This window comes from Streptomyces coacervatus (genome assembly GCF_029223485.1).
Classification (GTDB): domain Bacteria; phylum Actinomycetota; class Actinomycetes; order Streptomycetales; family Streptomycetaceae; genus Streptomyces; species Streptomyces coacervatus.
On record NZ_JARHTP010000013.1, the window covers coordinates 219,843 to 245,890 of the forward strand.

The following is a 26,048-nucleotide window of genomic DNA, read 5'->3' on the forward strand; positions in this document are numbered from 1 at the left end:
GACTCTCTCGGCTGGCGAACCCGAGTTCGTACGGGGAGGGGCATCCAAATCCCCCGAGCGGAAGTGAAGCCATTGTGGCGCACGAAGCTGCCCAGGTGAAGACCTGTCAGAGAAGCGCAGACAGCTCTATAGCGCCTATCGCAGGTTCCGGTACCTCCGTCGCAAACCGTTGCCGGACCGGGAACCATTCGAGGACGTGTTCCAACTCATGCCCGCAAGCTACGGCCTTGCTCTAGGGAGAGTCGATGGAGCGGAGGTCCGACCGCTTCGATTGTGAAGCCGACGAAAAGGTCCGGCCGGGAGCGTGAGGCGCACGTGCCGGCACCGGCCCAGCTCAGCGGCCCGGCTTCACATCAGTCGCGGCTTCATTTCGCATGCCGGTCAGATCCGCGGCTACGAGTTCCGCCACCAGCCGAGTGTGGTCGGTCAGATAGAAATGGTCTCCCTCGAACTCATGGAATCGGTGCTCACCTGTACCGTGCCGCTTCCACTCGAGGATCGCGTCCCCCGGGGTGCGGGGATCTCGGTCGCCGGTGAGGACGGTGAGCGGGCAGGTCGGCTCGGGTCCTGGGCGCCATTGGTAGGTGCGGACCGCCCGGTAGTCCGCTCGTAGAGCCGGGAGGATCAGTTCCAGCACGGCCGGATCAGAGAGCAGTTGGGCGTCTGTTCCGCCCAGCTTGCTCAGATCGGCGAGCAGGCTCGCGTCATCGGTGATGTCGTCCTCGCTCTCCACGCCCCGTGTGGGCGCCGGGCATCCGGACACGTACAGTCGCGCCGGATTGAGCTGTCGGGCCGCCTCATACGCCACCAGGGCTCCCATGCTGTGCCCGAACAGGATCAGCGGCCGTTCGTCCAGGGCCTGTTCGAGTGCCGTGAGAACCTGCTCGGTCAGCTCGTGGAGGTCGTCGATCGCGGGCTCGTGCCAGCGGTCCTGGCGACCCGGGTACTGGACGGCCAACACGTCTGCCACTGAGGATAGTTCGGCGGAGAACGGCACAAAGTAGCCTGCGGCGCCGCCTGCGTGCGGCAAGCAGACCACCTGCACCACACGGGTCGCCGCATCGGGCGTGGTGTGGAATCTGCGCAACCAGGCCCTCGGGCCCAATGTCGTCGTCATGCGCAGTCCTCGCTCGTGTCTGTGAGAGCCGCCGCGGTCGACTCTCGTACCGTGCCGTCCGGATGGGCGAACACGTACGTCAGCTTCGGCAGCGCCTCCCCCAGCGCGTCCAGCATCGTCTGGTGGTCGCCGCACGAGCCCCAGATGACATCCAGCGGCGTGGTCATCACCCCGCCGGCCAATTGGGTGCCCGGCCTGACGTACGGGCGGATGCCGACGATGCCCTCCACGCGGCGGACTTCCGTGGCTCCGTGCACTGCTTCCAGTCGGCACGGCTCCATCGGTGCCATCGTGTTGAAGAGGAAGTGGACCTGTCCGCCGTAGTCGAACTCTGGGATGTCCGAGGTGTCACCGAGCGCAAGAAGGCCGCCGAGGCGGACCATGTCGATACCGCAGACCCTGCGGCTCATCAGGTTCAGATGGCCCGACAGCCGACCGTTCACCTCGATGATGCGCGGGCCTTCGGCCGTGAGCTTGAGCTCGGTATGGGCGATGCCGTAACGCACGTCCAGCACTTCCAGAGCGCGGGTGGTGAGGTCGGTGATTTCCTCGAGCACGGCTTCGGGAAGGTGCGAGGGCCAGTAACTGCCCAGTTCCCTGAACGGCTTGAGCAACGGGAACTTGCCGGTCACCGCCAGGTGCCGCACCCCTTGCGGCGTGCAGACGCTCTCTACCGACACGTAGTCGCCGTACGGTGCGCTCTCTACGCCCGTGAGGAGTTCCTCGACCGTGTACTCGGCTGATGCTCCGTCCGGGAACAGTCGCGGCAGGAGCTGCTCGGCCTCGGCGGCGCTCGTGACGGCGTACGTGTCCCGGCTGCCGCCGCCCCGCACCGGCTTGATGATCGCGGGCAGGCCTACCGCTTCGTGCGCCGAGGGCCACTGCGACGGTGAACTCAGCGGTTGGGTGCGGATCTTGTCGACGCCGGCGTCCCGCAACACCTGGCGCTGGCGGGTCTTGTCGGTGAGGGTTGCGGCCACCTCCGGGGTGTGGGACGGCAGTCCGAGGGCCTGGGCAAGTTCCGCCGTCCTGCGGACCATGCGCTCGCTGTAGGTCAGCACCGCGTCGGGGGCCAGGGATCGGGCCAGTTCGATGTCGCTTCCGACGGATCCGGTGAGCGGTACGACGGCGCCGAAGTTCTCCAGGACCGGCCGCAGCCGTTCGGCATGGCCGGTGGGCGGGACGAGGAACACGATGTTCCCGAGTTCGGCCAGCCCGACACCGATCTCTCCGGCGGAGGCGGCACCGTCGTCGTAGAGCACCGCCAGGGTGCGGCGGCGCTCGCTCATGCCGTGTCTCCGGAGGCTGCGGTCAGCGCGGCTTCGAAGTGGTCGGCGTATGCGCGTACGCGTGCCTCGTCGAGCAGTTCGGGGTCGTACGCGACCGAGACGCGGCTGCCGGCCTCGGCACCGTCGACCTCGAAGTCGACGCGGAACGGGAAGCTCGGCTTGCCACGGACCCACCAGGCACGGGTCTTCAGATCCCGGGTGTCGTCCAGGTCCTGGTAGACGTGGAAGTTCATGAAGTTGAAGGTCACGTCGAAGGGCGGCCGGCCCAGGCGGCTCTCGATCTGGGCCAGCGGGAGGGCACGAAAGGGTGCCGCGTCGCGCTCCAACTCGTGTGCCCTGCGCCCCAGTTCGGGCAGCGGGGCGTCCAGACCGGCGAGCCGCAGTGGCACGGTGTTGAGGTAGAGCCCGACCATCAGGTCAGCGCCCGGCCGCTCCGGACGTGTGTTGACGACGACACCGGTGACGATCTCGTCGCGGCCCGTCCAGGCGGACAGGGCGCGCGCATGGGCGGCCAGGGCCAGCGACTTCAACGAGGTACCGGTGTTGCGGGCGGTGGCACGCATTCCGTCGAGGACCGTGTCGTCGACGGTGAAGTCGATGTTCGCCACGGCGTTGGCGGCGCCGTGGAATTGGCCGCGGGCGAACAACAAGGGCTCGATGTTCGCTTGTTGGTGCCAGAAGGCGGCGGCCTCGGGCGTAGCGAGCAGCTCGCGTTCGGCGACGATGAAGTCGTGCTCGCCCAGGGCGGGCGGCTGAGGCAGTGCGGCACTTTCGCCGCGCAACTTGGCGGCGTAGAGCTCCAGCAGATCGACGATGAGACGGCCGTAGCTCCAGCCGTCGACGATCGCGTGGTGGCAGACGATCGCGACGTGGAAGGTGTCTGGCTGTGCCACGACGTGGCAGCGGAACAGGGGCGCCCGGCTCCAGTCGATGGGCAGGGTCAGGCCCTCACGGCTCCAGCGTCGGATGGTGTCCTGGCCCTTGGTGGGGTTGTCGTCGCCGATCCGCTCGACGGTCAGCGGGGGTTCGACCTTCTCCCACTGCAACTGCACCGACTCCGCGTACGTGCCGAGGTCGAAGGAGGTACGCAGGGCGGCGTGGCGGTCGCACAACTCGCTCAGCGCCTCGCGGAAAAGCCGCTCGTCGAAGGGTGCGACGGTCTCCCAGCCGATCATGGAGTGGTACAGCTCCGGGTCGCCGCTGGTCTCGCACAAGTAGATGATGCCGACCTGGAGGGCGGATGCGGGCAGGGCCGCCGCGACGCCGTCCGGCACAAGGGCGATGTCGCCGGCGTCAAGCAGCGACCCTGGCTCCGCCTCGGATGCCTGGGCAGCAGTCGGCTGGACAGGGGCCAGGGTGGCGAGATGGTCGGCGAGTTCGCTCACGGTGGGATGGAACAGCAGGTCCTTGAGGGTCATGGCGATGCCGTGCTCCTGCACGGTCATCACCACGCGCAGGGCGATCAGTGAGTCGCCGCCCAAGGCGTAGAAGTCGTCGTCGGGACCGACCTCTTGGCCGCCGAGCTGCTCGCTGATGATGCCCGTCAGCAAGGTGACCGGGTCGGAAGTGGTGGGCTGCTCCACAGGGTGAGGGTTCCTCTCGTTCATCGGCCCGCCACCGCCTGGACACGGTGTGGGACAGCGCGGACCGGAAGGCTGGTGAAGCCCGCGACGAAGTTGGACACGAGGTGTTGCGGCTTTCCGGCCGGTGCGAACTCCTCGAAGCGGTCGAGAACCTCTTCGAAGAACATGCGCAGGGTCAGGCGTGCCACGGTCGCCCCCAAGCAGTAGTGGGAGCCGTAACCGAAAGCGATGTGGCGGTTGTCGGCGCGGTGCACGTCGAACCGGTACGGCTCCGGGAAGATCTCGGAATCACGGTTGGCGGAGCCGACCCACACGGCGACGGGGTCGCCTTCGGGCACGACGCCACCGGCGATCTCCACGTCCTGCACGGCGTAGCGCAGGAAGCTGCTCGCCGGGGAGGTCCAGCGCAGCCCCTCCTCGACCAGGGCGGGGACGAGTTCTGCGTTCTCGCGCACCGCCTGCAACTGCTCGGGGTGCTCCATCAGCGCGAGCAGGGTCCCGGCCACGGTGTGCGGGGTGGTCGCGTTGGCGCCCAGGAGCAGGCTGTAGCAGTTGACGACCACCTCCTCGCGACTCAGTTCGCCGTCCCGCATGGTCATCAGCAGCCGGAACGCGTCGTCGCCCGGAGTGCCCCTGCGGGCCTCGTACTGGGTGGCGAAATACTCGAAGAGCTGGTGGTGCGCGATGGCAAGAGTGGCGTGTGGATTTCTGATCGTGAAGACCGGGTCCTGTGGCGCGGCGGCCATGCCCGTCCATTGGACCAGGTCCGCCCAGTCGGGTTCGGGCAGGTCCATCAGCGCCCCGGCTATCGCCATGGGCAGCATCGTGGCCTGCTGAGCCACATCCCAGACGGGTTCCGCGAGTGCGCCGCGGACCAGGGATCGCACGGCCTCTCGGATGCGGTCCTCGCTGCGGGCGAGGCCGCGGCCGGTGAACATCTTGTTCAGTGGCCGGCGCAGTTCGCTGTGCCGAGGCGGGTCGGTGGCGACGAGCATCTGGCCGGAGGCCGCGTCGTCGTGCCCGAGCTGGCTGAGCAGGCTGCCGCGCTCAGAGGTGAACTCGCGATGGTTGCCCAGCACCCGGCAGGCGTCGTGGTAGCGGGTGATGTTGAAGAACGCGCGCCCGTCGGGCAGTTCGCTGCGGTGCAGCGGGGCGTGCTCGCGCATGAAGGCCCATGCGGAGTGCGGGTCGCCCTCGGCGTGGTAGGTCGCGTCGAACAGGTCGATCCGGGAGAGGTCGACCGCGGCCATGTCGGCGTCCGTCACCACGGTCAGCTTCACTGTGTCGCTCCCGCCTGTGCCAGGGACCGAGCCAGGCCCGCCGGAGTCGGGTCGAGGTAGAAGGCGATCGGGGAGATCTCCACGCCGTACACACGGTGCAGTTCGGCGATGAGTGCCACCGCCAGCAGCGAGTGTCCGCCGAGCTCGAAGAAGTCGTCGTCGGCGCCGATGCCTTCGAGGCCGAGATGGTCGCACCACACGCCGGTGACGGCTTGCTCCAAGGGGCCTTCGGGTTCGCGGAAGGAGGCGTTGACCTCAGGACGCTCCTGGACGGTGCGGTGTTCCAGGGCGGTGCGATCGACTTTGCCGTTCGGGGTCAGGGGGAGGTCGTCGATGACCCGGACGAGGCCGGGTACGGCATAGTCGGGCAGAGTCCTGGCGAGCTGGGTGCGCATGTCCAGCGCGGAGGGCCGGGATGTGCCGTCAGCGGGGACGACGTACGCGATCAGCCGACGGGTGCCGGAGTTGTCGCGCGGGGCCACGACCTCGGCGCGGGCGACCGCGGGCAGGGTCGTCAGCGCGGCCACGACCTCGCCGGTCTCGATGCGGAATCCGCGCACTTTGACCTGGCCGTCGGCGCGACCGAGGAACTCCAGCGTGCCGTCGGCGGTCCGGCGTGCCAAGTCGCCGGTCCGGTACATGCGCTCCCCCGGTGTACCGGAGGGAGCCGCAACGAACCGAGCGGCGGTGAGGCCTGCGTTGTTCAGGTAGCCGTGGGCCAGACCGGTGCCGAGGGCGTAGAGTTCACCGATCTCGCCGTCGGCGACGGGGCGCAGACGCGCGTCCAGGAGCAGGACGCTCGTACCGGAAACAGGTCGTCCGACGGGGACGGTGGCCGCCCGGCCCGGCTCGATCATGGTGTGCACCGTGGTGAACGTGGTGTTCTCCGTGGGTCCGTATCCGTTGGACACGACCACGTGCGGGAGCATTTCGAGGGCCCGGTCGACATGTGCCGCTGAGAGAGTGTCGCCACCGGCGAGCAGATGGCGCAGCGCGGGCAGGTCCTGAAGCCCTCGGTCCACCGCCTGATGGAACAGGCCTGCGGTCAGCCACATGACACTGACCTGCGTCTCCCGTGCGAAGGACAGCAGCCCGTCCAGGGAGAGGTCACCGTCGGGTGCGATGGCCAGCCGGGCGCCGCCCAGCAGGGCGCCCCAGATCTCCAGCGTCGAGGCGTCGAAGGCGAGCGGCGCGAAGTGCAGGAACACGTCGTCCGGCGTGGCGGTGAGAAAGTCCGCGCCCCGCACGAGGCGCAGTACGGCGCGGTGCGGGACACACACGCCCTTGGGGGATCCGGTAGAGCCGGAGGTGTACGCGACGTAGGCGACTCGATCACCACCCGGGACGGGTTGCAGCGGTGTGGGTGCGGTCCCGTCGGCCGCCGTCGGCTCATCCTCGGGCACGATCACCGTGAAGCTGTCGCCGAACTCCTCGGCCACGTCCTTGTCCGCAAGGATCACGCGGACCGCGGAGTCGCGCAGGATCAGGTCCCGGCGAGTGGCGGGCTGGCGACGGTCGAGGCCGAGGTAGGCCGCACCCGCCTTGAGGACGGCGAGCAGGTGGACCGCGGTTGCGGCACCGCGACCGGCAGCAAGGGCGACGACTTCACCGGAGTGGACGCCCTCATCCCGCAGCCTGTGGGCCAACTGGTCGGCACGAGCGTTGAGTTCGGCATAGGTCAGCGTCGCGTCGTCACCGGTGACTGCGGTGCGATTCGGATGCTCGGCTGCCAAGCGGGCGAACAGAGAGTCGATGGTGTCGGTCATCGGCGGTGTCCTTGGGCGGGCGAGGATTCGGTTTCGGTGCGCAGCGGCGCGCCGGGCAGGGCCAACGAGTGCAACAGCCGTGTCAGTTCGGGCGGGGCATTGAGGAACGCGTAGTGGGCGCCCGGCAGTTCGGCGAAGGTGACGTGCTCCGACCACTCCCGCCAACCGGTGAGTTCGCCGGGCTCGATCTCCCGATCCTCACGCCAGGTGAGAGCGGTGATGGCGGAGGACAGTCGAGTCGGTTCGGGCCGGTGATAGAGCCGGTTGGCATCGAGGTCCTGGTGCAGCACGTGCAGGGTCAGCTCGATGAGCATCGGGTGGGCGTCACCGCCACGAGCGACCACGAGCTGCGACAGCTCGGCGCCCAGTGCCTCGTCGGTCATGTCAAGGAACCGGTCCTTGGGGCAGTGCTGCGGCGCGACCTGAGCGGAGACGACGACCTCCCGCGGGACGGGGCCGCCGATCTCGGCGAGGCGCAGCGCGGTCTCGAAGGCGGGTAGAGAGCCCGCGCAGTGCCCGAAGAACACGGCGGGCCGGTCGAGGTAGGGCAGCAGTTCGTCCGCGAGGTTCTGCGCGAGGCCCTGGTAAGTGCCGTAGTGCGCCTCGCGGAAGCGATTCTCGCGGGCCGGCAACTGCACGGGGCAGATCTCGACTTCCCCGATCATCCGCGGCCACTGGTTGAACATCGACGCGCCGACCCCGGAATAGGGGAAGCAGAAGACGCGGGCCGCCGCATCTTCCGACGGCTTGCGCAGCAGGGAGCGGGGAAACTTCACGGGCACGGATGCGGAGACGGTCATGGCTTGCTCTTCTCTGCGGCCTCGGCCCCAGGCACGGCAGCGGGCGCTTCCTCGGTTTCGGTTACGTCGGTCACGGTGCGCACCGAGCGCAGAAGCAGGACGGCCGGTCCCGCGAGCATGATCAGTGCGGCAGCCCCGTACAGTGCGTTCTGCACACCCACGGCGTCGGCCACCGGCCCGGCGCCCGCCATGCCCAGCGGTACCAGGGCGAACGAGCCGAGGGATTCGTAGGACATCACGCGCGACAGAGCGTGCGGCGGCACGTTCTTCTGCAGCGAGGTGTCGAGAACGACCTCGTACACGTCGATGACGACGCCTGCCAGGAAGGTGGCGACGGCGATCGCGGCCAGCGGCGCCTCGGCGGCCATGAGCAGTACCGACAGCGGAAAGCCCATGGTGAGCAGGGCGGCCGCGCGTACCGGACGGCGCGGACGGAACTTGATGGCCAGCGCACTGCCCACGATGAAGCCGAGTGCCTGCGCGATGAGCACCACGCTCCAGGATCCGGCCCCTCCCAGGGACCGGTCGGCCATGACGGGTCCCAGGACGTAGAAGCTGCCGGCCAGCAGCACGTTGACGTAGGCAAGTTGGGAGACCATCACCCACACCCACTGCTTGGCCGTGAACTCCTGCCAGCCCTCACGGATCTGACGGAGCAGCGCGGGGGCGTCGGACGGCGGCGGCTGATGTGCGGCCCTGACGCCGAGGAGCAGCATCGCGGACAGCACGAAGGTCACCGCAGGTACGACCATGGCGGGGCCGGCGCCGATGGTGGAGACCAGCACACCGCCCAGGGCCGCACCGATGATGCCGCCGCCCCGCATCGACAACTTGAGCAGAGAATTGGCGGACTGAAGGTTGTCGCCGGACACGAGCATCGGCATCGCGGAGCGCGAGGCGGGCTCGAAGATCGCGGTGGCCGCTCCGGCCACCGCTGCGAACCCGGCCAGCATCCACGGTGTCGCATGCCCGGTGATGACGAGGGCGGCGGCGAGCCCCTGGGTGAGCCCCGCGGCCAGATCGGCCCCGACCATTACGCGCAGCTTCGGCAGCCGGTCGGCGATCGCCCCGCCGAGCAGGACGAACGTGACCTGGCTGAGCAGACGGGCAGCCAGCACGAGGCCGAGCATCGAGGGTGAGCCGCCGGGCAGGTGCAAGACGGTGAACGCGAGCGCGATGGGGGCGATCGCGTTGCCCAGCAGGGAGGTGGACCTGGCCGCGAACAGGGCGAGGACGGAACGGTCCTTGAGGACCGCGAAGTCGCCGGTCATGCGGATGCGCCTCCCGCGGCAGCGGTGGGCCGCAGGTCGGTCCAGTTCCTCTCCACGTAGGCCAGGCACGCCTCGCGGCTGTCGGTCGGCAGCGCCACCGACCAGCCGGCCGGTACCTCGGCGAACTCGGGCCACAGCGAGTGCTGCCCTTGGTCGTTGATGAGCACCTGGAAGCGGCTGGCCTCGTCGTCGAACGGATTGGTCATCGGGCATTCCCCTGCATCGGGCTGCGCTGGGCAGCGGTGATCTCGGCCAGTGCCTCGGCGAGAACCGGCCCCATCTGGGCCAGAGATTCCGGCTGGTTCATGGCTGTGTGGGTGGTCTTGACGGAGTGCCAGGCGACGCGACCACCGACGTACTGCTCCCAGACGTCCGGCATTGGTGCACCGTCGTTACGGCCCTCGGTGGCCAGGAAGAAGAGCACGTCCCCGAGGAACTTCTCCGGCTCGTGGTCCTTGACGATGTGGCGGTTGTGGGACATCGCTGTCAGCAGCGCGACGAGTTGGTCCTCGGTCAGGCTCGCCAGCGCGCCGGTGTCCTGCTTGAGCACCTCGAGGACGTCGGTGATCTCCTTGGACCCCGCCTGCGGCACCACGCCGGGCCGCTCCGGGTCGAGGAGGGCGGCGACCATGTTCTGCTCGTCGACGCGGTAGTGGTCGGGGACGCCCGGGTAGCAGTCCAGCATCGTGAGCAACGCCGTCGTTTCCCCCTCGGCCTGCAGCTGAGTGGCCATCTCGAAGGCGGCGACGCCACCGAACGACCAGCCGAGGAAGTGGTACGGACCCTCGGGCTGGATGCGCCGCACCTCCTCGATGTACGCGGCTGCCATCTCCCGGACCGTGGCAGGCATGTCGTCGGGGTGCAGCAGGCCGCGGGCCTGGATGCCGTAGACGGGCATGCGCTCCGGTACGTACTTCAAGAAGCTGGAGTAGCTCCAGGCGAGTCCTCCACCGGGGTGGATGCAGAACAGCGGCTTGAGGTCGCCGCCGGTGCGCAGCGGCAGGACCGTCTCCAGAGCGGCCGCGCCGTTGTCGATGCCGGCCCGCTCGGCGAGCCCTGCGACAGTGGGGGCCTCGAAGAAGGACACCATCGACAGTTCGAGTCCCAGCGTTGTGCGCACCCGGGAGATCAATCGCGCGGCCAGCAGCGAATGGCCACCGAGCTGGAAGAAGTCGTCGTCGATGCTGACGTGCGATACGCCCAGGACGTCGGCGAACAGTTCACACATGACCTCTTCGCGAGGGCTGCGCGGTGCGCGGCCGCCGGTGTCGGCACTCGTCTCGGGGCGCGGCAGCAAGTCGCGGTTGAGTTTGCCGTTACCGCGCAGCGGGAGCGTGTCGAGGACGACGTAGGCGGCCGGAACCATGTAGTCGGGCAGCCGGACGGCGACCTGGGCGCGCAACTCGTCGCCCGCCGGCGCCGGGGAGCCGTCCACCGGTACGACGTAGGCGGTCAGGCGCGGGTCGCCCGGCTGGTCCTCGCGCACGATCACCGCCGCGCGCGCCACCGCCGGGTGCTCGGCCAGTACCTCCTCGATCTCGCCGAGTTCGATGCGGAAGCCGCGCAGCTTGACCTGGCCGTCCACCCGGCTGACGAAGTCCAGCGTGCCGTCCCCTCGCCAGCGGGCGAGGTCGCCGCTGCGGTACATGCGCTCGCCCGGATCGCCGAACGGGTCGGCGACGAAGCGGGCGGCGGTCAGACCGGCACGGCCCAGGTAGCCGCGGCCGATGCCGATGCCGGCCAGGTACACCTCTCCGGTGACGCCGACGGGCACTGGGTTGAGATGCGCGTCGAGCACGTGGACGCGAGTGTGGCTCAGCGGGGCGCCGACGGGGATGCGCCCGTCGAGATCCGTCGCGGTGACCGGGTGTACGCACGACATCATCGTGTTCTCGGTGGGACCGTACTGGTTGATCACCTCACAACCCCAGTCGTTCAGGAGCGTGCCCGCCTGCGGTGCGCGCAGTACTTCTCCCCCGGTGCCGACCACCCGCAGCGCTGCAACATCGGCGGGCTCGATGTCGTACGAGAGCACGGCTTCGAGCAGGGAGGGGACGATGAAGAGGACCGCCGTGGGGCGTACGGCGCGCAGTTCGTCGACCACGACACGCGGGTCGCGGGCCCCGTCGGCGGGCAGCAGCGCCACCGAGGCGCCCACCGTGAGGGGCGCGAACAGCTCGCGCACCGATGGGTCGAAGCCGAGCGCGGTGATTTGCAGGGTGGTGTCCTCGGAGGTGAGCCGGAAGCGCTCGATCACGTCCGTGAGTCGGGTGGCGACACCGCGGTGCTCGATCAGCACACTCTTGGGCCGGCCGGTGGAGCCGGAGGTGTAGATGATGTACGCCAGGTCGCCTGCGTCCGCAGTGGGGACGGGACGTTGCACCGGGGCAGCGTCGAGGTCGGCGTCTTGGTCTGCCCGTAGCAGCCGTGTCGACTCCGGCACTGTGAGATCGTCGCTCAGGCCGGTCTCGGTCAGCAGGACGGTGGCACCGGAGTCGGCGAGCATGAAGTCACGCCGCTCCGCCGGGTGTTCGGGGTCCAGCGGCACGTAGCCGCCGCCGGCCTTCCATATGCCGAGGATCGCTGCGACGGCCTCAGGGCCGCGCCGCAGGCACAGGGCCACCCTGCTGTCCGGGACGACGCCGAGGGCACGCAGCCGGTGCGCGTACTGGTTGGCTCGCTCGTCGAGTGCGCGGTAGGTCCATGCGGTGCCGGACTGGATCAGGGCGACGGCGTCAGGGGTGCGGGCCGCCTGCCGCTCGACACGCTCGGCGGTCAGTTCGGTGGTGGCGGGCCGTGTGGCGGTGTCGTTCCACCGCACAAGGGCCTCCCGCTCGGCCGGCATCAGTATGTCGAACTCGCTGAGCCGCGTGGCCGGGGCCGCAGCTACGGTGCGCAGCAGCAGGGCCAGCCGGCCTGCGATGGCCTCCGCGGTGTCGCGGTCGAACAGCGCGGTGCTGTACTCCAGGGCGGACCTGATGCCGAGGGCCTGCCCATCGGCGCCGCGGCGCTCCTCGAACTTGAAGGACAGATCGAACTTGGCGGTTCCGCTGAGCACCGGGTGGGCGGTGCCGGTCACGCCGGGCAGCCCGAAGTCGTCGGGCATGCTGTTCTGTGCGGCGACCATCACCTGGAACAGCGGGTGGCGGGCGGCTGAGCGCGCCGGGTTGAGCGCTTCGACCAGCCGCTCGAATGGCAGGTCCTCGTGGTCGAAAGCGGACAGGTTGACGGCGCGCAGGCGGCCGAGGAGTTCGACGAAGCTGGGGTCGCCGGACGTGTCGGCGCGCAGGACCAGGCTGTTGACGAAGAAGCCCACGAGCGGGGTGAGCGCATCGTCGGTGCGGCCCGCCACGGCGTTGCCGAGGGGGATGTCCGTGCCCGCGCCGAGTCGGGTGAGCAGGGCGGCGACCGCGGCTTGCAGGACCATGTTCACGGTGGTGCCGGTCGTGCGGGCCAGCCCCGCCAAGGCTGTGTGCAGTTCCTCGTCCAGGGCACCGACGACCATGTCGCCGACGAAGTCGGCGCCCGTCGGGCGGGGCCGGTCGGTGGGCAGATCGAGCTCCTCGGGGAGCTCCGCGAGCGTCTGTGTCCAATAGTCCAGCTGGCGTGCCACGAGGCTGTCGGGGTCGCCCGCGTCCGTGAGCAGTTCCTGCTGCCAGGCGGCGTAGTCGGCGTATTGGACCGCCAGCGGTTCCCAGTCGGGGGCTCTTCCCGCCAGCCGCGCGGCATAGGCCCTGGCCAGGTCGCGGATGAGGGGTTCCAACGACCAGCCGTCGCCCGCGATGTGGTGGAGGACGAGGAGCAGCACCCACTGGTCGTCCGCGGTGCGGAACAACTCGGTGCGCAGCGGCAGGTCGCACGTCAGGTCGAAGGAGGCTCGGGCGGCGGCCGTCACCTGGGCGTCCACCTTCTCGGGCGTCGTCGCGGTCAGCCTCAGCTCCGGCCGGGCTTCGGCGGTGGACAGGATGCGCTGGCGCGCGACGCCATCCCTCTGCGGGTAGACGGTGCGCAGCACTTGGTGGCGGGCGACCACGTCGCGCACGGCGGCTTCGAGCGCGGGCACGTCGAGCGTGCCGGTCAGGTTCAGAGCGTGCGGTATGTGGTAGGCGGCGGTGCCCTCGTGGACCTGTTGGAGGAACCAGAGCCGCTGCTGGGCGTAGGAGAGCGATACCTCGTCGCCGTGGGTGCGGGCCGCGATGGCCGGGCGGGTGCGTCCGGTACGAGCCCGTGCGACGAGCTGCGCGGGGGTGCGTGCGTCAAAGAGGTCCTTTACGGCCACCTCCAGGCTCAGGACCGCACGGATGCGGTTGACGAGGCGGATCGCCATAAGGGAGTGGCCGCCCAGGGCGAAGAAGTCGTCGTCGGGCGCGACCGCGGGACGGCCGAGGACTTGGGCGAACAGCTCGCACAGCAGTTCCTCGCGCAGCGAGCGGGCCGATGCGGACGCGTGGGTTGTGGCGACGGTCACCGGCGCCGGAAGCGCGTCGCGGTCCAGCTTGCCGTTGACCGTCAAGGGGAATCCGCCCAGCACCTGAAAGGTGACGGGCACCATGTACGAGGGCAGCAGCACGGACAGATGAGCGCGCAGTTCTGCCGTGTCCAGGGCCGCGCCATCGGCGGTGACGACGTAGCCGGCGAGCTCGCGCTCCCCGTCGAACTCCTTGACAGCGACGGCCGCCTGGCGCACGCGGGGGTGCGTGGCGAGGGCCGACTCGATGTCGCCGAGTTCGATGCGGAAACCGCGGAGCTTTACCTGGGCGTCTCGGCGGCCGCGGTATTCCAGGTCACCGCCGGGCAGTCTGCGGGCGAGGTCGCCGGAGCGGTAGCCGCGCACCGGTGAGCCATCCGCGCCGGTGAAGGTGATGAACCGCTCGGCGGTCAGGTCGGGGCGGCCCAGGTAGCCGTGGGCGACACCAGGGCCGGTAACGACTATCTCGCCGGTCTCCCCGTCGGGCACCGGGGTGAGGTCCTCGGTCAGGAGATCGATCCCGAGGTCCGGCAGCGGGCGGCCGATGAGGCTGCGGTCCTGCTCCAGATCGGCGGCGGTCACCCGGCGGTGGGTGGCGTGCACCGTGATCTCGGTGATGCCGTACATGTTGACGAGCTCGGGCTCGGTATCGCCGTACTTGTCGATCCACGGGGCCAGGTCGGAAAACTTCAAGGCCTCGCCGCCGAACACCACGCAGCGCACGGACAGCCGGTCCTCGTGCTCACGCTCCTCGGCGATCAACTGACCGAAGGCGGTGGGGGTCTGGCTGAGCATGGTGACCCGTTCGTCGCGCAGCAAGGCGCGGAAACGGGCAGGGTCTTTGGCAACGTCACCAGGGACGATGACCACGGTGCCGCCGTACAGGACGGCACCCCAGATCTCCCACACCGAGAAGTCGAAGGCGAAGGAGTGGAACATCGACCAGACGTCGTCGGGGCCGAAGCCGAAGAGCTGTTCCGTCTCGCCGAACAGTCTCACCACATTGCTGTGGGTGACCTCGACACCCTTGGGCCGACCGGTGGTTCCCGAGGTGAAGATGATGTACGCCCGCGTGTCCGGAGCGGGCGTCACGGGACGCGGTGGGGCCTCTGTCGCAGTCAGGGCCGACGACCGCGGGGCTTGTTCGTCGAGCGGGGCTTGTTCGTCGAGGAGAAGGACGCTCTGGCCGGCCGGCAGGGCGGACGCCAGCGTGGCGGTGGTCAGGACGAGTGCTGGGGCCGCGTCGTTGACAATGATGGCCAGGCGGGCGGCCGGGGCTCCCGGGTCGAGCGGCACGTAGGACGAGCCGGTCTTCAGGACGGCGAGGGCGGCCACGACCATTTCGCAGGAACGCTCGAGCAGGATGGCGATCGGCCGCTCGGGCTGATCCGTCCGTTCCTGGATCTGTGCCGCCAAAGCGCTGGAGGCGGCATCGAGTTGCGCGTAAGTCAGCATGTCCGCACCACATTTGACGGCCGGGCGATCCGGATACCGTCTGGCGGACTCCGCGAAAACGCTTACCAGAGTCGCATCGGCCGGATGGTTGGCAGCGCTGTTCGGCATGCCCTGATCCCCCACTCTCATTGGTGCGACGTACGTCCATACTCGACCGGCAGGCAGCCGAGGAGACCGTACTGACCAGCAAAAGCTAAGATCAATTGCCAGCTATTGTCAATCACTTGCCAACGTCGCAGTGCCTCGCTAGCTTCAGACGTCGCCCCCGGTCACATGGGGGGACGGACCATCGATCGACCCCCGCCGCAGTCAGACTCCAAGCACCGCCGCGGCTCAGCAAAGAGAAAGAGAAATCCCTAATGAAGCTCGCCAGTCGCATACTCCTGACCGGCCTCGCCGCCTGCACCGCCCTCATGTTGGGAGTCGGCACCGCAACCGCTGCGCAAGGTGGTCCGGACGACCGTGCCACGATGCAGCCAGGGTCCATCGAGTGGCCGTGAGACCACCTGGGCAACCATGAGTTTCCCCGCTGTTTGACCTTTCGCGGGGTTAGTTGACAATATGCCGACCGGACGGGGACACGGAACGAGCCTGGGATGGAACCATGCTGACGCAGCCCTCATTCGGTCGGCGACTGAAGCAGCTTCGACAGCAGCAGGACAAGACACAGTCGGACCTCACCAGCCCCGGCATGTCCTCCACCTACCTGTCGCGGCTCGAATCGGGTGCACGGCCGCCGACCGAGCGTGCCGTAGCCATCCTCGCGGAGCGACTCGGCGTCCCGGTCAGCGCATTCGACACGACGGACCCCTCAGACCTCGTCGACGTGCTCGCGGCGGTACAGGCGACGGGCGACGAATCGGATCATGCTCGCCGGATGCTCGAATCGGCGTTGTCCCGTTCAGAGCACGCGGACACCGGTCTCCGGTGGCAGGCATACGCCCATCTCGCCCAGATCCTCACGGCCTCAGGCGAACGGACCGAGGCTCGCGGCACCCTCACCACGCTGGTGACGCTCTCGGACGAGCTGGGCCACGCCGTCTTGCAGGTCCATTCCCGTCTGCAACTCGCACGCTGCCAGCGCGACCTCGGCGAGGCCGACCCCGCCAGACTCACGGCGCTTGCGGCGTTGCGGATCGGCCATGAAGCGGCCCTCGACAGTCAGGACATGTTGCGATGTCGTCTTCTGCTCGCATCCGTCACGGCCGAACTCGGAGACCTGGCCGAGGCTTTCCGGCTCAGCGAGGAGGCCTGCGCCAAACTCGGCTCCGAGACCGGGGTGCTGGCCGCCCAGGCCCTGTGGACCGCGGCAACCGTCTCGACCCGGCAGGGGAACCACGACCTCTCCACCTCATTCCTGGATCGCGCGATGGCCGCGCTCTCCAGCCATGATGACCCGGTCCTGTGGATGCGGCTGCGCCATGCCGCAGCCGCACTCGCCCTCCAGGCTCTGCCGCCGGACCTGGACAAGACACAGCGCTATCTCGACGAGGCGCGGCCTGCCCTGAATCTCGTCGGCACTGCACAGCACCATCAGGAGCACGCCTTCCTTCAGGCTCAACTCGCCTATGCCCAGGGCGAGTACACAGAGGCATCGAGCCTGTGCGAGCAAGCCGCCGCAAGCAGGGACCTACTGAACTTCCGCGATCAGATTCGCCTGCAGATGCTTCAGGAACAGGTTCGTGCCAAGCAGTCTGACCCCGCAGCGCTCGACCGCCTGCGCGCGCTCGCCGCTCAGGCCCAGGCACACGGCATGCTCGACCTCACCGCAGAGTTGTGGCGCGCCGTGGCAGAGACACAGACTTGACCGACCTGCACTGAATCCAGAGGACTGCGACGACGCGTGCCCTAGCGGCTCAGCGGCGTCGTCCCGAGCCTTGGCCGCTTCGATCAGAGCCCCGATCGTGACCCGCACCGCTGGGCGCACGGCGCAGCCACCATGCCTGATCGCATAGAGGCGGTGGGTCACGCAATGCTTGATCACCACCGTGCCCACACCGGACGAAAGCCGACCAAGACGAGCTCCTGTCCGGCGCTGACGTCACGGTCGGTGAATCTGTACGCCCGGGAAGCGCCACCCGTGCCACGTCCGTCATCAGAAGGTGCCCGTGCATCCCCGAGCTCCACCTGACACATCGCCGACTCGAGATCCGTCTCCCCATCCGTCAGCGTCGGCTGCTGGCTCTCTCCCCGCCGAGCCGCTCCCGCCCGACCCGCACCGCCGACCTGGCGAGGACACCGGGATCGACGCCTCCGACTGGCTGTCGAAGGACCCGCGGCCGGCACAGCTCCACAGCATCCGCAGCAGCAGGTCAAGGCCCAGCCGCCGCTCCGCCGTGGGGCAGATCCATCAAGCATCCCTGGCAGGAGCCGTCGTCACCAGCGACGCGATGCACACCTTGCGCGAGCACGCCGACTACCTCCTCGGCCGGGGCGCCCCGTGCCGTCGGTGTCTACCGCCTGTGGCTCGACGGAGGCTTCGTCGTCTGCGCCCTCCTGGCCGGGGGCCTCGACGCCCCCTACGGCCTCAGCACCGCGGTCTGGGTCGTCGCCGCGCTCACGACTGTCTTCGGCATGATCGTCGCGGTTCGCATGCACGGGACACTCGCCCGCTCCTGACGGGCTGCGCCCCGAGGCCCTCCCAGTCCGCCGCCCGCGCCAGCGGACAGCGGTCGGGTGCCGCCACTGTCCATGGGCCGAGCCTCGCACTGAACGTGGTCCCCGCCGAGGTCAGGGCGGTCACCAGTCGGTTTCGGTGAGCCACCTCGGGTCAGGGGCTTTACGTCTCGAAGGCCCGGCGCCGCGCGCGTACGGTGGACGTATGGCCGGATGGGTACGCCGGTGCAGGCGCTGCCGGCAGGTAGCCGCGGGGGGTGATCGCCCGCCCTGATGCGGTGTTCTGCTCCCACACAGGAGGGAAAGGCAATGCCCGAGCACAAGGTCGCTACGCAGGAGGAATTCCAGGCAGCCCGAGAGGAGTTGCTCGCGGAGGAGAAGGCACTCACCCGACGCGGCGACGAGCTCGCGCGGAAGCGGCGGGAGCTTCCCTGGGTGCCGGTCGAGAAAGACTACGGTTTCGAGACCGAGGCCGGGACCAAGTCGCTCGCGGACCTCTTCGACGGGCGTTCACAGCTGCTCATCTACCACTTCATGTTCGGCCCGCCGTACGAGGCCGGATGCCCGGTCTGCTCCTCGATCGCGGACACCCTCGACCCCCAAGTGGTCCACCTCAAGGCCCGCGACGTGACACTGATCTGCTCCTCGCGGGCGCCGATCGACAAGCTGCTTGCCTACCGGGAGCGGATGGGCTGGAGCTTCGGCTGGGTCTCCACCGTGGGCAGCGACTTCCACCGCGACCTCGGCTTTCTGTACAGCGAGGAAGAGCTGAGGCCGTTCCTCGATGGCGAGATCCCGCCGACGGTGAGCCAGATGGCGGAGGCATCCGGCACGAATGTGCTCGGGTACGTCACCGAGGGGCCGGGGCTGAGTGCCTACGCCCTCTCGGACGGCACCGTCTATCGGACATACGTCACCACCGCGCGCGGCCTTGAGCCTGCCATGGCCTACTACGGCCTCCTCGACCGGACACCGCTGGGCCGCCACGAGGAGGGCGAGCAGACCCACTGGCTGCGTCGTCACGACGAGTACGGGAAGACCTGAGTGGGGGTTCTGTGAGTCGTCGATGTCGTTGTCCGGATTGAGGACTTGCGGACGGCCGGGCGTGCATGGCCGTTGGCTGCGTGCCTGTCCGGGCATTCCGGGCGGGTGTCAGTGGGGCCTGGGATCGTGTGCGTCGTGGATGAACTCGTGGAACGTGTTGACGCTCAGGACCGTGTGCTGGGGGTAGTCAGTCGGCGGGACGCCGTTCGGGAGGGCTGGCTGCACCGGGTTGGCGTGGTGGTGTGCCGCGATAGGCAAAGCCGTTTTCTCGTCCATCGGCGGGCCGAGCACCTGTCCCGTTTCCCAGGGCACTACGAACTCGGGGTCGGGGGTGCTGCGGGAGTCGGCGAGTCCTATCAGCAGGCAGCCGCCCGCGAACTCAGCGAGGAGCTGGGAGTGCGGGCGACAGCGCGCCTTCGGTTCAAGTTCCTCAACCGGGGCGGGCTCAGCCCTCACTGGCTTGCGGTTTGTGACGCCGTGCTTCCGGAGATCGTCGCCCCCGATCCGGAAGAGGTGAGCTGGCACGGGTGGCTGACTGAGTCCGAGCTGCGGCGGGCTCTGCGGCAGTGGACCTTCACCCCTGATAGTCAGGCGGTTTTCGATCGATATCTCGCTTGTCGTGCTGCCCCGGCTTCTGCGCAGGAACGGTGCTCATGAGCTGGTGCAGTGGGACGAAGGATCCGGTCGTTCCGAGGTCTCTGGGAGTGGGGCCGGCGGGAGTGTGGGTGTCCGCGAGACGTTCGGCAAGGGCGGTGACGGCTTCGCGGTCGCCTTCGAGGGCTTCGCGTTCGTCGTCAGTGCAGCCAGAGACGTCCCAGCCGATGACCCCCGGGCTGAAGCAGACGCTCTTGATGGTCTCGGTCCCGATGGCGGCCAGCCACTCGTCCATCACGTCGGAACGTAAGAACGGCCTCCCGTCCCAGTAACGCAAGACCCGCGTGGTCCAGCGCTCCCAGCGGGACGTAAAAGTCCAGCCAGTCACTGCTTTCGTCACCGCCGCGGATCGCCACGCAACCGCACACGACCCGCCTGCCCGTCGGCCCGTCGGCCCGTCGGCCCGTCGGCAGAGAAGCCTGGCCGTGAAGGTGGCCGAACTCGGTCAGGGAGTCAACCGTGCACGGCACGGGATCCTGGACCTCAGGTTCACGGTTGCTGTGCGGCCTGAAGCTGGTCGTCATCACTCGATCCAACCTCAATGGCCAACTCGTAGTAGCCACCGCACCAGTTGGCCTGGTCCCGGAAGGCAGCAGGACTCGTCATGACGTAATCATGCGGCGGACCGGCGGTGTAAGCCGGTCTGCATCCTGGGAAAACTGATCTCGGTCGCGGAGCGTGGATGGGTACGGATCGCTCGTCTTCGCCGACCAGTTGGGGAACGCGTTCGGTGAACGGGGGGACTGTGGACGGGCGAATACGGAGACCGGGCCGTCAGGCGGGTCTGGCCGCATTGCTTCTGCTGGGCTCCGGGGCGGTGTGCCTGGGCATCGAGGTCGGTGCCGGCATTCTGCTGCACGTGACGCAGAGCATCTGGGTGGCGCTCGTGGTGTACCCAGTGCTCTATTTCCTGGCGTTCTATCTCCTGGGCGTGATGGTGCCCAGCATGGAGGAGCCCGAGGGATGGGCCATCCTGGCGCTGCTCGTGCTGCCCATCAGCGCACTGGTCGTGATGCACCTGACCTATTCGGGCCTGGACCAGCGGGCGATGCACGCCCGTGGCCAGGAGGTGCGGGCGACCGTGACCGACACCTACTGGGTCGACCAGGGGGCGGATCCCCCACTGTTCGTCGCGGAACTGAAGGACCCGTCGGGGCGGCCGGTACCCGGCAGGGTCTACGGAGAGAAGGTGAAGGTCGGCCAGACGATCACCGTCACCGTGGACCCCGAGGGGAAGGTCCCGCTGTCGACGGGCGGGCGGCCGGCGGGTTCCGGGAAATTCCTGGGGGCAGGCATCGCGGCGGGCGTCGAGATCCTGTTGCTGGCGTGGGCGGCCGTCCGCGGCACCGCGGATCGACTGGCCGAGAAGGCGACGGCCGAGGCCGAGCGAGCGCAGGAGCCGGAGGACTCTCCGGCCTGACGTGTCTGCTGCGCGACCGACCGCGAGTCATGCGATTGCCATGGGTCATGGCAGCGACGGTTGGCAGTGCTGTCGGACGAGTTGCCAGACGTCTTCGGGAGTCTGCAGGGCGAGGGCGGCAGCTGCCGTGGAAGCGCAGGTGTCGTGGCGGAGCCGGCGGACACGGGCACGGACTTCGTCCAGCGCGGCGGGTGCTACGGAGAGGCTGTCGCAGCCGAGGCCGATGAGGAGGGGAGTGACGAGAGGGTGAGCGGCGGCGTCACCGCAGACGGAGACCTGGCGGTGGTGGCGGTGTGCGGCGGTGACCACCTGGGAGATGGCGTCGAGCACGGCGGGGTGTGCGGCCATGGCAGGGGTGGCGGCGGGGTCGCGCCGGTCCAGGCCCAGGATCTGGCAGGTCAGGTCGTTGCTGCCGATGGAGAGGAAGGAAGCTTCGCGGGCAAGGTCATCTGCCACTGCCACGGCTTCGGGGAGCTCGACCATGATGCCGAGCGGGGGTGCGGGGACCGCGAGTTCCGCGGCTGCGGACTGCAGAAGCTCGCGGCAGGCATGGAGTTCGTCGACGCTCGCCACCATGGGGATCATGATGCGCAGGTCGGTTTCCGCTCCGGCGGTGAGCAGGCTGCGGAACTGTTCTGCGAAGGCATCCGGTTGGGCCAGCATGAGAGGCAGTCCGCGGCCAATCCGCCCGTCTTCACGGCCTGTTGAGAGGAACGGCGGCAGTTTGTCGTCGGCGAAGTCCAGAGTGCGTACCGTGACGACCTGCCCGGTCAGGGCGCGCAGGACGGGAACGAGAGCAGCCGCGTGCTGGTCGCGGGTGGGCCAGGCGCGATGGTTGAGGAAGGGCAGCTCGGTGCGGAGCAGGCCGACGCCGTCGGCGCCCGCGGTCAGCGTTGCGCGGGCGTCGGCCGGGGTGGCGACATTGGCCCGCAGAACGACTGGGCGGTGGTCGAGCGTCTCGGCGGGCAGATGGCGTTCCTCGGCGAGCGCGAGGCGGCGGGTGCGGGCGGCTTCCATGGCGTGGAGCGCGGTGCTGCGTTCGTCGTCGTCGGGATGGAGGACCGCGGATGCCCGATCGGCGTCGAGGAGGATCTCCTGCCCGTCCGGTTCGTCGAGCAGGGTGGAGTCGACGGCGAGCAGGAGAGGTATGCCCTGGGAGCGGGCGACGATGGCGGCATGGGAGTTGGGTCCGCCGGTGACGGAGAGGGCGGCGGTCACTGTGCGGCCGGGTTCGAGCAGGTCTGCCGCGCCGATTTCATGGGCGACCAGGACCAGGGGGCGGTCTGGTGCGGGGCCCGTGTCGCCGTGTATCCAGGCCAGGACTCTGCGGCCGACCTGCCGGACGTCGGCGGCGCGTTCGGCCAGGGTCGGGTCGTCCAGGGCGGCGATGACTCCGGCATACGTGTCGACGGCCTGCCGGACGGCGACGGGCACCGGCTGCCCTTGGCGCGTGCGCTTGATCGCCTGTTCGCGCAGATCGTGGTCCTGCGCGATGTAGCCGTTGACCTCCATGATGTCGGCCTGTTCGTCCTTGCCCTGCTCACGCAGCGAGGCGGACAGGTCGAGCAGGCTGGTGGCGACGGCATCGAAGGCGTCGGTGATCTGCCGGGCGGGATCGCCGCCGACGCGATGGGGAAGCAGGGTGGGGGTCGGTGTGCGGTCGGTGCGATGGAGGAAGCCCAGTGCCGTACCGAATGCGGCCGTACGACCGGTGTAGGCCCGGCGGCTCATCGGGCCTCCAGCGTCTGCGCTAGGGCACGGAAGATCAGGGCGGTGGAGGTGGCGCCGGGGTCCTGATGGCCGATGCTGCGGGCACCGAGGTAGGAGGCCCGGCCCTTGCGTGCCTGCATGGGGGTGGTCGCGCGCATGCCCTCCTCGGCAGCGTCCGCCGCGGCCCCGGCCGCGGCGGCGAAGTCCCCGCCGGAGTCGACCCGCAGCTGGAAGGCGGCCACCGCGGGGGCATAGGCATCGACCATGGTCTTGTCACCGGGCTCTGCCGCGCCGAGCTTCTGGACGCTCTCAAGGCCGGCGGCAAGGGCGGCGGCGAACTGCTGTGAGTCGGCGGTCGGCACCTCCAGCGCCTTGCCGATGGCCCGGAAGGCGCTGCCGTAGAGCGGACCGGACGCGCCTCCGACGCTGGAGATGAGGGTTGTGCCCGCCTTGACCAGGACCGCCCCGACGGTGTCCGGCTCCGATCCGGCAAGGACCTTGGCCGCGGCGGAGAAGCCGCGATGCATGTTGATGCCGTGGTCGGCGTCGCCGATGGCCGAGTCGAGTTGGGTGAGGTGGTCCTTGTGCTGGTCCACGGCGGCGGCGATGGCCTGCACCCATGTGCGGGCGAGGTCGGTGTCCACGGTGTCTCCGTTCATGGTGGGTGCGTGGGTCTACGGTTGGGTGAGCCGGGGGCGGGGGCGGATCCGGGAGTGCGCTCTCGTCCAGTTGGAGGGGGCGGCCCTCGGGGTTACGCGGCCCCGCCCCCGGCTCGGTTCAGACGCCCCAGCGCAGTGCGGGGGTGTTCACGGGTGCATCCCACAGGGACAGCATGTCGGCGTCGGCCTTGCACACGGTGATGGAAACGCCCGCCATGTCCAGGCTGGTCACATAGTTCCCGACGAGGTTGCGGGCGACAACCACGCCTTGGTCCGCGAGTACGGCGGCGACCTCCTTGAAGACCACGTACAGCTCGATGAGGGGTGTGCCACCCAGGCCGTTGACCATGACGATGGTCTCGTCCCCGCCGGCCAGCGGCTGGTCGGCCAGGATCGCCTCCAGGGCAGTGGCCACGATCTCCTTGGCCGGGCGGAGCTTCTCCCTACGGCGGCCGGGCTCGCCGTGAATGCCGACGCCGACCTCCATCTCGTCCTCGGGCAGGTCGAAGCCCGGCTTGCCGGAGGCAGGGGTGGTGCAGGCGGTCAGTGCCACGGCGAAGGAACGGGAGGCGGCGTTGACCCGCTTGCCCATCTCGGCGACGGTGGCGAGGTCGGCTCCCTGCTCGGCGAGGGCGCCGGCGATCTTCTCGACGAAGACAGTCGCTCCGGTGCCGCGCCGGCCGGCGGTGTAGGTGGAGTCCTGGACGGCGACATCGTCGTCGACCAGAACGGTCTCCACGGTGCGGCCCTCCTCGCCCGCGAGTTCGGCAGCCATCTGGAAGTTGAGTACGTCGCCGGTGTAGTTCTTCACAATGAACAACACGCCCGCTCCGCCGTCGACGGCCTGAGCGGCAGCCAGCATCTGGCCCGGTACGGGAGAAGTGAACACCTCGCCCGGACAGGCGGCGTCCAGCATGCCGAGCCCCACGAAACCGCCGTGCAGGGGCTCGTGCCCGGAACCGCCGCCGGAGATGAGGGCGACCTTGCCCGGCCTGGTGCCGCCCGCGCGGGCGATCACCTTGTTCTCCGCGTCGACCGTCAATTCCTGGTGGGCGACGGCGATCCCGGCCAGGGCGTCGTCCAGCACCGTCTCGGGCGCATTGATGAGCTTCTTCACGACAGGGCTCCTTGGGCGGTGGCGGGCTCAACATCCCGGTTCTCGGCCGGGGTTGTGGTGGCCGTCCTGCGGTGGGTGTTGAGAGCGACGTAGAGCACGCCGCCGGCAATGGCTCCGATCACCTCGGCGGCCAGATAGACGGGCAGTTGATCCCAGTGGACCGTGCCGCCGAACAGCTCTCCAGTGATCATCGGGCCGAGCGTCCTGGCCGGATTGATGGACGCCGAGGTGGCGGGCGCCACCGGAATGATGATGGCGAACACGCCCAGTCCGATGGCCAGGCCCGCGAAACCGCCGGCCGCGCGCCGTTCGACGGCCCCGAAGACGACGAAGGCGAGGATGAACGTGCCGACCGCCTCGGCAAAGAAGGCCTGACCGGCACCGACACCGGTGCCGTAGGCGGCGATGCCGAGGCCGACGTCGACGGCCTTCTTGCCCAGCACCCCGACGATCGCAAGAGCCCCCAGCACCGCCCCGGCCACCTGGGCGGCGACATAGCCGGGAACATCCCGCCAGGGCATTTTCTTCGTGACCGCCAGCGCCAGTGTGATGGCCGGGTTGATCTGGCAGCCGGAGACATGGCCGATCGCGTAGACCATGGCGATCACCGCGGTGGCGAAAGCCAGCGAGATCATGCCCAGCTGCGCCATGGTGAACGGCGCGTCGCCGCCGACGATGAGTGTTGCGGGGACCGAACCGACGCCGATGAACACCAGCACCGCGGTGCCCAGCATTTCGGCGAGGAGTTTCTGTGGGTAGGTGTTTTCTTCCATGGACGGCGCGCCCAGTGCCGAGCTGCGGCTTGGGGCGCTCACCTCCTCCGCGTTGAGCAGGCAATGAGTGTTCATCATTGATGAACGTTGTTCCGGAAATTAAGCCCGCGTTTCACGCCTGTCAAGAGCTTCGGCGACTACTGGGTCCCGGATACGCGAAAGGCCCCCCGGCAGCGCGCCGAGGGGCCGGGACACCGGAAGGCGGCGGCCGCTGCAGGTCAGGCGCCGGTGGCGCGGGCACCCCCGCGGGGGGCACCCAAGTCCCGGGAGAGGTTGCGGGCCGTCTCGCGGACCACGACAGCAAGCTCCTGACGTGCCGGTTCGGCCAGCAGGCGCTCGACGGGGCCGACGATGCCGATGGCGCCGACCACCTCGCCGGACCGGTCGAAGACCGGGGATGCGATGCCTGCGTCCCCGATGGCGGACTCCTGGTCCTCGACCGCGTAGCCCGTCCGGAGAATCTCCTTCAGCTGCCCGGCGAGCTCTTGCGGGTCGGTGATGCTGGCGCCGGTGAGCACGGCCGGCTCACCCGCGAGCAGCCGCTCGCGCTCGGACGTCGGGATGCACGCCACGATGGCCTTGCCCAGGGCGCAGGTGCTCCACGGGATACTGGCACCCACCTCAAGGATCTGTACGGCGCCCTCCGGCCGGAAGGCGTGGTGCACCACCAGGATGTGGTCGCCGGTGAGCACCGCCACCCACACCGCCTCGTTCGCCCGGCTGGCGAGCTGGTCCGCCCAGGTCAGCGAGCGGGTCCGCAGCTCCTGGGTGTCCAGGTAGGCGTTGCCCAGCTGCACCAGGTCCGGGCCCAGCTGGTACTTCGAGCTGTCACGGTCCTGCACCACCAGCCCCTCGGCCTCCAGCGTGCGCAGCAGCGCATGCACGGTGGGCTTGGCCACGCCCAGGCGGTCGGCCAGCTCGGTCACACCCAGCCGAGGACCGGTGGACGCGAGCTCCCGCAAGATCTGCACCGCACGCTGCACCGCCTGCACCATCGAAAATTTCTCCTCGATTCAGTATTGATGA

At 69.1% G+C, this 26,048-nt stretch carries 19 protein-coding genes; 4 read left to right on the top strand and 15 right to left on the bottom strand.

Annotated features, from left to right (window positions below; translation table 11 throughout):
* Nucleotides 1-334: 334 nt before the first annotated feature.
* Genes P2Q00_RS30130 through P2Q00_RS30170 form a run of 9 tightly spaced genes read right to left on the bottom strand, consistent with a single transcriptional unit; the run spans nt 335 to nt 15,158 of the window.
* Nucleotides 335-1,117, bottom strand: a complete 783-nt coding sequence (locus tag P2Q00_RS30130) for a thioesterase II family protein (RefSeq protein ID WP_275776319.1) — start codon at nt 1,115-1,117, stop codon at nt 335-337.
* The gene (locus P2Q00_RS30135; protein WP_275776321.1) at nt 1,114-2,406 is read right to left on the bottom strand and encodes an ATP-grasp domain-containing protein; all 1,293 of its coding nucleotides are present in this window, start codon (nt 2,404-2,406) and stop codon (nt 1,114-1,116) included. Before P2Q00_RS30135 ends, P2Q00_RS30130 begins: the two co-directional genes overlap by 4 nt.
* On the bottom strand, nt 2,403-3,989 hold the full coding sequence (locus tag P2Q00_RS30140; protein WP_275776323.1) for a condensation domain-containing protein: 1,587 nt from the start codon (nt 3,987-3,989) through the stop codon (nt 2,403-2,405). Before P2Q00_RS30140 ends, P2Q00_RS30135 begins: the two co-directional genes overlap by 4 nt.
* A gap of 20 nt (nt 3,990-4,009) precedes the next feature.
* Nucleotides 4,010-5,269 (bottom strand): cytochrome P450, encoded by a 1,260-nt coding sequence (locus tag P2Q00_RS30145; protein ID WP_275776325.1) that lies wholly within the window; start codon nt 5,267-5,269, stop codon nt 4,010-4,012.
* Entirely contained in the window at nt 5,266-7,035 is a 1,770-nt protein-coding gene (locus P2Q00_RS30150) for a non-ribosomal peptide synthetase (RefSeq protein ID WP_275776326.1), read from the bottom strand. The genes P2Q00_RS30145 and P2Q00_RS30150 overlap by 4 nt, the downstream gene beginning before the upstream one ends.
* Nucleotides 7,032-7,835, bottom strand: a complete 804-nt coding sequence (locus tag P2Q00_RS30155; RefSeq protein ID WP_275776327.1) for a thioesterase II family protein — start codon at nt 7,833-7,835, stop codon at nt 7,032-7,034. The genes P2Q00_RS30150 and P2Q00_RS30155 overlap by 4 nt, the downstream gene beginning before the upstream one ends.
* The gene (locus P2Q00_RS30160) at nt 7,832-9,106 is read right to left on the bottom strand and encodes an MFS transporter (protein ID WP_275776328.1); all 1,275 of its coding nucleotides are present in this window, start codon (nt 9,104-9,106) and stop codon (nt 7,832-7,834) included. The genes P2Q00_RS30155 and P2Q00_RS30160 overlap by 4 nt, the downstream gene beginning before the upstream one ends.
* Complete coding sequence (locus P2Q00_RS30165; protein ID WP_275776329.1) at nt 9,103-9,312, bottom strand: MbtH family protein; 210 nt, start codon at nt 9,310-9,312, stop codon at nt 9,103-9,105. The genes P2Q00_RS30160 and P2Q00_RS30165 overlap by 4 nt, the downstream gene beginning before the upstream one ends.
* Nucleotides 9,309-15,158 (bottom strand): non-ribosomal peptide synthetase, encoded by a 5,850-nt coding sequence (locus P2Q00_RS30170; RefSeq protein ID WP_338059357.1) that lies wholly within the window; start codon nt 15,156-15,158, stop codon nt 9,309-9,311. The genes P2Q00_RS30165 and P2Q00_RS30170 overlap by 4 nt, the downstream gene beginning before the upstream one ends.
* Nucleotides 15,159-15,633: 475 nt before the next feature.
* Here P2Q00_RS30170 and P2Q00_RS30175 point away from each other — a divergent pair, with 475 nt between their 5' ends.
* The 3 genes from P2Q00_RS30175 (at nt 15,634) to P2Q00_RS30185 (ending at nt 19,346) form a co-directional block, all read left to right on the top strand.
* The gene (locus tag P2Q00_RS30175) at nt 15,634-16,836 is read left to right on the top strand and encodes a helix-turn-helix domain-containing protein (protein WP_275776332.1); all 1,203 of its coding nucleotides are present in this window, start codon (nt 15,634-15,636) and stop codon (nt 16,834-16,836) included.
* Between the two features lie 1,118 nt (nt 16,837-17,954).
* Nucleotides 17,955-18,689 carry a DUF899 domain-containing protein gene (locus P2Q00_RS30180; protein WP_275776333.1) on the top strand — a complete coding sequence of 245 codons (735 nt, stop codon included), beginning with the start codon at nt 17,955-17,957 and terminating at the stop codon, nt 18,687-18,689.
* Nucleotides 18,690-18,836: 147 nt separating this feature from the next.
* Nucleotides 18,837-19,346 (top strand): NUDIX domain-containing protein, encoded by a 510-nt coding sequence (locus tag P2Q00_RS30185; protein ID WP_275776501.1) that lies wholly within the window; start codon nt 18,837-18,839, stop codon nt 19,344-19,346.
* On the opposite strand, the gene P2Q00_RS30190 is transcribed toward P2Q00_RS30185, so the two are convergent.
* On the bottom strand, nt 19,264-19,578 hold the full coding sequence (locus P2Q00_RS30190) for a hypothetical protein (protein ID WP_275776508.1): 315 nt from the start codon (nt 19,576-19,578) through the stop codon (nt 19,264-19,266). The genes P2Q00_RS30185 and P2Q00_RS30190 overlap by 83 nt on opposite strands.
* A gap of 495 nt (nt 19,579-20,073) precedes the next feature.
* Here P2Q00_RS30190 and P2Q00_RS30195 point away from each other — a divergent pair, with 495 nt between their 5' ends.
* Nucleotides 20,074-20,763 carry a hypothetical protein gene (locus P2Q00_RS30195; RefSeq protein WP_275776334.1) on the top strand — a complete coding sequence of 230 codons (690 nt, stop codon included), beginning with the start codon at nt 20,074-20,076 and terminating at the stop codon, nt 20,761-20,763.
* 45 nt (nt 20,764-20,808) lie between these two features.
* Here the strand turns inward: P2Q00_RS30195 and P2Q00_RS30200 are convergent, their stop codons facing one another.
* From P2Q00_RS30200 to P2Q00_RS30220, 5 genes are all read right to left on the bottom strand, one after another.
* Complete coding sequence (locus P2Q00_RS30200; RefSeq protein WP_275776335.1) at nt 20,809-22,494, bottom strand: phosphoenolpyruvate--protein phosphotransferase; 1,686 nt, start codon at nt 22,492-22,494, stop codon at nt 20,809-20,811.
* Complete coding sequence (gene dhaL / locus P2Q00_RS30205) at nt 22,491-23,132, bottom strand: dihydroxyacetone kinase subunit DhaL (RefSeq protein ID WP_275776337.1); 642 nt, start codon at nt 23,130-23,132, stop codon at nt 22,491-22,493. Before dhaL ends, P2Q00_RS30200 begins: the two co-directional genes overlap by 4 nt.
* Nucleotides 23,133-23,250: 118 nt before the next feature.
* Nucleotides 23,251-24,249 carry a dihydroxyacetone kinase subunit DhaK gene (gene dhaK, locus P2Q00_RS30210; RefSeq protein ID WP_275776339.1) on the bottom strand — a complete coding sequence of 333 codons (999 nt, stop codon included), beginning with the start codon at nt 24,247-24,249 and terminating at the stop codon, nt 23,251-23,253.
* Entirely contained in the window at nt 24,246-25,100 is an 855-nt protein-coding gene (locus P2Q00_RS30215; protein ID WP_275776340.1) for an MIP/aquaporin family protein, read from the bottom strand. The genes dhaK and P2Q00_RS30215 overlap by 4 nt, the downstream gene beginning before the upstream one ends.
* A gap of 140 nt (nt 25,101-25,240) precedes the next feature.
* Entirely contained in the window at nt 25,241-26,017 is a 777-nt protein-coding gene (locus P2Q00_RS30220; protein WP_275776341.1) for an IclR family transcriptional regulator, read from the bottom strand.
* Nucleotides 26,018-26,048 lie beyond the last annotated feature (31 nt).

What these genes read in the sequence shown, in the direction of transcription:
- P2Q00_RS30130 (WP_275776319.1), bottom strand. Translation starts at nt 1,117, where the DNA reads ATGACGACGACATTGGGCCCGAGGGCCTGGTTGCGCAGATTCCACACC.
- P2Q00_RS30135 (WP_275776321.1), bottom strand. Translation starts at nt 2,406, where the DNA reads ATGAGCGAGCGCCGCCGCACCCTGGCGGTGCTCTACGACGACGGTGCC.
- P2Q00_RS30150 (WP_275776326.1), bottom strand. Translation starts at nt 7,035, where the DNA reads ATGACCGACACCATCGACTCTCTGTTCGCCCGCTTGGCAGCCGAGCAT.
- P2Q00_RS30155 (WP_275776327.1), bottom strand. Translation starts at nt 7,835, where the DNA reads ATGACCGTCTCCGCATCCGTGCCCGTGAAGTTTCCCCGCTCCCTGCTG.
- P2Q00_RS30160 (WP_275776328.1), bottom strand. Translation starts at nt 9,106, where the DNA reads ATGACCGGCGACTTCGCGGTCCTCAAGGACCGTTCCGTCCTCGCCCTG.
- P2Q00_RS30165 (WP_275776329.1), bottom strand. Translation starts at nt 9,312, where the DNA reads ATGACCAATCCGTTCGACGACGAGGCCAGCCGCTTCCAGGTGCTCATC.
- P2Q00_RS30170 (WP_338059357.1), bottom strand. Translation starts at nt 15,158, where the DNA reads ATGAGAGTGGGGGATCAGGGCATGCCGAACAGCGCTGCCAACCATCCG.
- P2Q00_RS30175 (WP_275776332.1), top strand. Translation starts at nt 15,634, where the DNA reads ATGCTGACGCAGCCCTCATTCGGTCGGCGACTGAAGCAGCTTCGACAG.
- P2Q00_RS30180 (WP_275776333.1), top strand. Translation starts at nt 17,955, where the DNA reads ATGCCCGAGCACAAGGTCGCTACGCAGGAGGAATTCCAGGCAGCCCGA.
- P2Q00_RS30190 (WP_275776508.1), bottom strand. Translation starts at nt 19,578, where the DNA reads ATGGACGAGTGGCTGGCCGCCATCGGGACCGAGACCATCAAGAGCGTC.
- P2Q00_RS30200 (WP_275776335.1), bottom strand. Translation starts at nt 22,494, where the DNA reads ATGAGCCGCCGGGCCTACACCGGTCGTACGGCCGCATTCGGTACGGCA.
- dhaL (WP_275776337.1), bottom strand. Translation starts at nt 23,132, where the DNA reads ATGAACGGAGACACCGTGGACACCGACCTCGCCCGCACATGGGTGCAG.
- P2Q00_RS30215 (WP_275776340.1), bottom strand. Translation starts at nt 25,100, where the DNA reads ATGATGAACACTCATTGCCTGCTCAACGCGGAGGAGGTGAGCGCCCCA.
- P2Q00_RS30220 (WP_275776341.1), bottom strand. Translation starts at nt 26,017, where the DNA reads ATGGTGCAGGCGGTGCAGCGTGCGGTGCAGATCTTGCGGGAGCTCGCG.